We start from the raw sequence: 5,074 nt of genomic DNA on the forward strand, positions 1-5,074 counted from the left end.
CCGCGCCGCCGGCGCCGTCATCGAGGCGGGCCGCGCGGCGGCGGCGCGCGCGTGGGTCCCGGCGACCTCAGGAAATTTTTCCGCGCGAATCGACGAGGGGTCCTTCGCGGTCACGCGCAGCGGGGTCGACAAGGGCGCGCTCACGGCCGACGACATTCTGGCGCAAGCCATCGACGCGCCGCTCGAAAAGGGCTCGTCGGCGGAAGCCGCTTTGCACCTGCGCCTCTACCGCGACGCGCCGGAAACCGGCGCGATCTTCCACGTCCACTCGCCTGCCGCCTCCGTCATCGGACGGGCCCACGCTCGGTACGGCGCGATGCGGATCGAGGGCTGGGAGCTGCAGAAGGCGCTCCGAGGCGTCACGACTCACGAGACGGTGATCGAGGCGCCGGTGTTTGACAACGACCAGGACGTCGAGGCGCTGGCGGAGCGCGTGGCCGTCCGTCTCGCCGAGCCTCCGCGCGACGCCATTCTCGCCCCCGGCTATGTGCTCGCCGGGCATGGCCTCTACGCCTGGGGCCGCAGCGCCAAGGACGCCTGGCGCCACCTCGAAGCGCTTGAGACCCTTTTCCAACAAATCCTCGTCAGCAGGAGCTACCGGCCATGACCCGCTTGATCGTCTCTTCCGCGGCGGACCCGAACGACGTGAGTCTCGACACCGAGGACTTCGGCGTGATCGCCGCTGAACTCGCCGCACTCGGCGCACGCGTCGAGCGCTGGCAGGCGACGCATCCGCTGGCGCCGAACGCCTCCCAGGCCGAGATCCTCGCCGCCTACGCGCCGGAGATCGACAGGCTGAAGCGAGAGCGCGGCTACCAGGCCGCCGACGTCGTCAGCATCAAGCCGAACAACCCGAACTGGCCGGCGCTGCGGCAGAAGTTCGTAGTCGAGCACATCCACCACGACGACGAGGTCCGCTATTTCGTCGAAGGCAGCGGCGCTTTCTATATTCACGTGGGCGACCGGATCCTGCAGGTCGTCGGCGAGGCCGGCGATCTTCTGTCGGTCCCACAAGGGACGCCGCACTGGTTCGACGGCGGCGAAACGGCGGACTTCACCTGCATTCGCGTCTTCACCGACCCGGCAGGCTGGGAGGCCCATTACACCGGCGACGAGACCTGGCGCGGATTTCCGCGCTACCACAAGGCCGCGTGAGACTGACGTCCAAACGATGCTGGACCGAACGCCGGCCCCCTATCGGGTCTTTACCGACCGCGATGTCGTCGACCATCTTGGCGACCTGCCGCGCATCCGGGGCATCCTCGGCGGCGCGAAAGGCGAGTGGCGGGTGCGCGACGTCGCCGACGGCAACCTCAACGCCGTCTTTCTCGTCGATGGGCCGCAGGGCGGCGTCTGCGTCAAGCAGGCGCTGCCCTATGTCCGCGTCGCCGGCGAGAGCTGGCCGCTCGACGTCAACCGCGCGACCTACGAGGCCGCCTACACCCGGCGCCTCGCGCCTCATGTGAAGGGCCTCGCGCCGGAGGTCCACCACTACGATCCGGAGCAGTTCGTGATCGTGATGGAGAAGCTCGAGCCGCACATCATCCTGCGCAGGGGACTGATCGCGGGCGAACGTTTCCCCAAGGCGCCCGAGCACGTCGCCGAATATGTCGCGCAAGCCGCCTTCCGTACGTCCGACCTCGCGGTTCCGTTCGAGCGCAAGGCTGCTGACGTCGCGCTCTTCGCGCAGAACCTCGCGTTGCAGCGGATCACCGTCGATCTCGTCTTCACCGACCCTTACGTCGAGGTCTGGCGCAACAAGGTCACGGCCCCGCTTGCGGCTTGGGCCGCGGCGCTGCGCGCTGACGTCGGGCTGAAAAGCGCGGTGGCCCATTTCCGCCTGCGCTATCTCACGTCCGCGCAGTCGCTGCTGCACGGAGATTTGCATTCGGGTTCGGTCATGGCGACGCCTGACGACACGCGAGTGATCGACGGCGAGTTCGCACTCGTCGGGCCGACCGGCTTCGACGTCGGCAATTTTCTCGCCCATTACGTCATGGCCTGGTACGCCAAACCCTTCCACGCCGGCGCGCACGGGGCGATCACCGCCTATCGCGACGCCATCGCCGACGATATCGCGCGCTTCTGGCTGACCTTCCGCCGGCGCTTTCTTGAGATCTGGCGCGATGAGGACGCGTCCGGCGACGGCTTGCCGCCGAGCCATTTCGCGGATCCGGCCGGCCGAGCTCGGCTCGAAACGTTCCGCCAAGCCTATGTCGAGGCGATCTTCCGCGACGCGGTCGGCTACCTCGCGATCAAGACCATCCGTCGAATCGTAGGCTACGCGCAGATCGCCGACTTCCTGACCATTGGGGACGAGGAACGCCGGGCGGAAGCCCAGGCTGGCGCGCTGGCGCTCGCGCGCGCTCTCCTCAAGCGCCCCGAAAACTTTCCCGACATCGCCGCGATCGTCGACGCGCTTGCGTACTTCGAAGGCGCGGGACTCGATCCGAAGAGGGCGCCCGCGTGAGCGTCCCCCGTTCCTTTCGGGCCGACGCTGCGCTGATCGACATCGAGGGGACGATCAGCCCGACCGCGTTCGTGAGGGAGACGCTGTTCGGATATTCGCGCGGACGCATCGCCCAATACGTCAAGGCCAAGGCCGGCGACAGCGAGGTCGAAGCGATTCTCGCCGAGACCCGCGAACTAGCGCCCGGCCTCGATCCTGTCGAAGCGCTCGACGACTGGCAGGCGCGCGACGTCAAGGCGGCGCCGCTGAAGGCGCTGCAGGGCCTGATCTGGGAAAGCGGCTACGTCTCAGGGGCGTTCACGAGCCCGATCTTCCCGGACGCACTCGAAGCCTTGAGGCGCTGGCGCGCGGCCGGCGTGCGCCTCTACGTCTATTCCTCGGGTTCGAGACATGCGCAGAACCTGTTCTTCCGCCACAACGAGGCGGGGGATCTGAGGCGCTTGTTCTCGGACTTCTTCGACACCGGCGTCGGCCCCAAGACCGAGCGCGGCTCCTATTTCGCGATCGGACGGACAATCGGGACCGCGCCGGACGCGATCCTGTTCCTGTCCGACAGCGCCGCCGAGCTTCGGGCGGCCGAATCCGCCGGGCTTCAGGTCGCCCAGGCGGTGAAGGAGGCAAGTCTTGCCGAGATGCGCTGGGCGGCGGTCGCCGACTTCTCCGCAATCGACGTGGCGCCCCGGCCATGACCGCCGCGCCGCACGCCGCCGCATCGTCCGGCGTCGCCGTCAGAGGCGTGTCGAAGCGCTTCGGCTCGACGCAGGCCCTGCACGCGGTCGATTTCGAGGTTCAGCCGGGTGAGGTGGTTGGCCTCATGGGCGCGAACGGCGCGGGCAAGTCGACCCTCGTCAACGTGCTGGTCGGCGCGGTGCGCCCGGACAAAGGCGTCATGGCGATCGACGGGCGCGCCTGTGCGCCCTCCTCCCCGCGCGAAGCGATCGCGGCGGGGATCGTCGCCATCCACCAGGCGACCGACCGGGCGGGCGCGCCCGGCCTCACCGTCGCCGAGACGCTGCTGCTCGACCGTTTCGCCGACGGACGCTCGGGCTTTTTCGTCTCGCCGGCCTCGATCCGGCGCCGCGCCGCGGCGATTGCCGAGCTTGCAGGATTTTCCCTGGCGCTCGATCGTGATTTCGCTGACATCGGTCCCGCCGAGCGGCAACTCGTCGCCATCGCCCGAGCGCTTTCGGCCGACGCGCGGGTGCTGATCTTCGACGAGCCAACCGCGAGCCTGTCGTCGGCGGAAGCCGCGCGCCTGTTCGACGTCATCGAGGCTCTCGCCGCCAAAGGCCTCGCGATCGTCTATATTTCCCATCGGACGCAGGATCTGAAGCGTCTGGCGAGACGCGTCGTGGTGCTGCGCGGCGGACGGGTCGTCGCCGGCTTCCGGCCGCCGATCGATTTTTCCGCAACGCTCCAGGCGATGATCGGCAGGCCGGTCGCGAGCGCCCATCCCGACGCCCGCGCCCCAAGTGGCCCAGCGATCCTGGAAACGCGCGGGATCCGTTTGCGCGCGGGCGCGCCGCCGATCGACCTTGCGCTGAGAGCCGGCGAGGTGACGGCGATCACCGGGCCGCTGGGCGCCGGCAAGAGCCGCCTTCTGCTTACGCTGTTCGGCGCGATCGCGCCGGTCGCGGGCGAGATGCAGCTCAACGCCAGGTCCTGGCGCCCGAGAAGTCCGGCCGACGCGATCGCCGCCGGCGTGCATCTCGCCGCCGAGGATCGAAGGCGCACCACCTTCGTTCCGCCCGATTGGCCGGGCGGTTCGCTTTCCGCCTCGATCGCCCTGCCGCATCTTCGCCGCTGGTTTCCGCACGGGTTCCTGATGCCGGCGGTCGAGCGCGGCGCGGCTCTCAACGCCATCCGCAGCCTCGGCATTCACGCAAGCGGCCCTGACGCGCGGCTCGATACGCTCTCGGGCGGCAACCAGCAGAAGGTGGTGCTGGCGCGCTGGCTCGCCGAGCGACCACGCGTCCTCCTGCTCGACGAGCCGTTCCAGGGCGTCGACGTCGGCGCGCGCGCCGATATCGCCGCCGCCGTCCGCAGGCTCGTCGATGTTGCGGCCCTCGTCACGGCGTCCGACCCGGAAGAGGCGCTCGAGGTCGCGGACCGGATCTTCGTCCTCGACGCCGCGGGCCTCCGCCCCTTCGCCTGCGACGCCGAACCTCGCGCCCGGGAGTCCTTCTCACCAACCGGATCGAAGGATGGCCGTCTTGACTGAAACCAAACGTCCGCGCCAGGCGGCCGCAAGGGACATCGGGCCAGCGCTTGCCGGCGCCGTGCGCCGGTACGCGGTGTTCCTGCTTCTGGCCGTGATGGTCGTTGTGTTCTCGACCGCCGAGCCCGCTTTTCTCGGCGTCAACAATTTCATGAGCGTGCTGCAGGCGGTGTCGGTCGTCGCGATCCTCTCCGTCGGCGTGACCATCAGCATGGCGGTCGGCGGCTTCGACCTCTCGGTCGGCGCGGTCGCCGCCTCCAGCGTCATGGCGGCCTCCTACGCCATGGTCGTGTGGCGGTTCGACGCCGCCGAGACCGTCGCCTTCGTGATCGCCTTCGGCCTCGCGGTCGGTCTTGCGAACGCGTTCCTCGTCGTCACCGTCGGCG

The 5,074-nt window shown here is 69.2% G+C and carries 5 protein-coding genes and 1 pseudogene; all 6 read left to right on the forward strand.

Annotation, left to right across the window (positions count from 1 at the left end; genetic code table 11):
* The coding region (gene mtnB, locus ACLP25_RS26515; protein WP_442472098.1) for a methylthioribulose 1-phosphate dehydratase at positions 1–607 on the forward strand (607 nt) is incomplete at its 5' end.
* Positions 604–1,155 carry a 1,2-dihydroxy-3-keto-5-methylthiopentene dioxygenase gene (locus ACLP25_RS26520; RefSeq protein ID WP_442472099.1) on the forward strand — a complete coding sequence of 184 codons (552 nt, stop codon included), beginning with the start codon at positions 604–606 and terminating at the stop codon, positions 1,153–1,155. The genes mtnB and ACLP25_RS26520, both read left to right, overlap by 4 nt.
* Before the next feature lie 16 nt (positions 1,156–1,171).
* On the forward strand, positions 1,172–2,470 hold the full coding sequence (mtnK, locus tag ACLP25_RS26525; protein ID WP_442472100.1) for an S-methyl-5-thioribose kinase: 1,299 nt from the start codon (positions 1,172–1,174) through the stop codon (positions 2,468–2,470).
* Positions 2,467–3,159 (forward strand): acireductone synthase, encoded by a 693-nt coding sequence (gene mtnC, locus ACLP25_RS26530; protein ID WP_442472101.1) that lies wholly within the window; start codon positions 2,467–2,469, stop codon positions 3,157–3,159. Before mtnK ends, mtnC begins: the two co-directional genes overlap by 4 nt.
* Positions 3,156–4,691 carry a sugar ABC transporter ATP-binding protein gene (locus ACLP25_RS26535; protein WP_442472102.1) on the forward strand — a complete coding sequence of 512 codons (1,536 nt, stop codon included), beginning with the start codon at positions 3,156–3,158 and terminating at the stop codon, positions 4,689–4,691. The genes mtnC and ACLP25_RS26535 overlap by 4 nt, the downstream gene beginning before the upstream one ends.
* Positions 4,684–5,074 (forward strand): annotated as a pseudogene (locus ACLP25_RS26540) (ABC transporter permease); the annotation flags it as partial. The gene ACLP25_RS26535 and the pseudogene ACLP25_RS26540, both read left to right, overlap by 8 nt.

Source organism: Roseiarcus sp. (assembly GCF_052145395.1).
Lineage (GTDB): Bacteria > Pseudomonadota > Alphaproteobacteria > Rhizobiales > Beijerinckiaceae > Roseiarcus.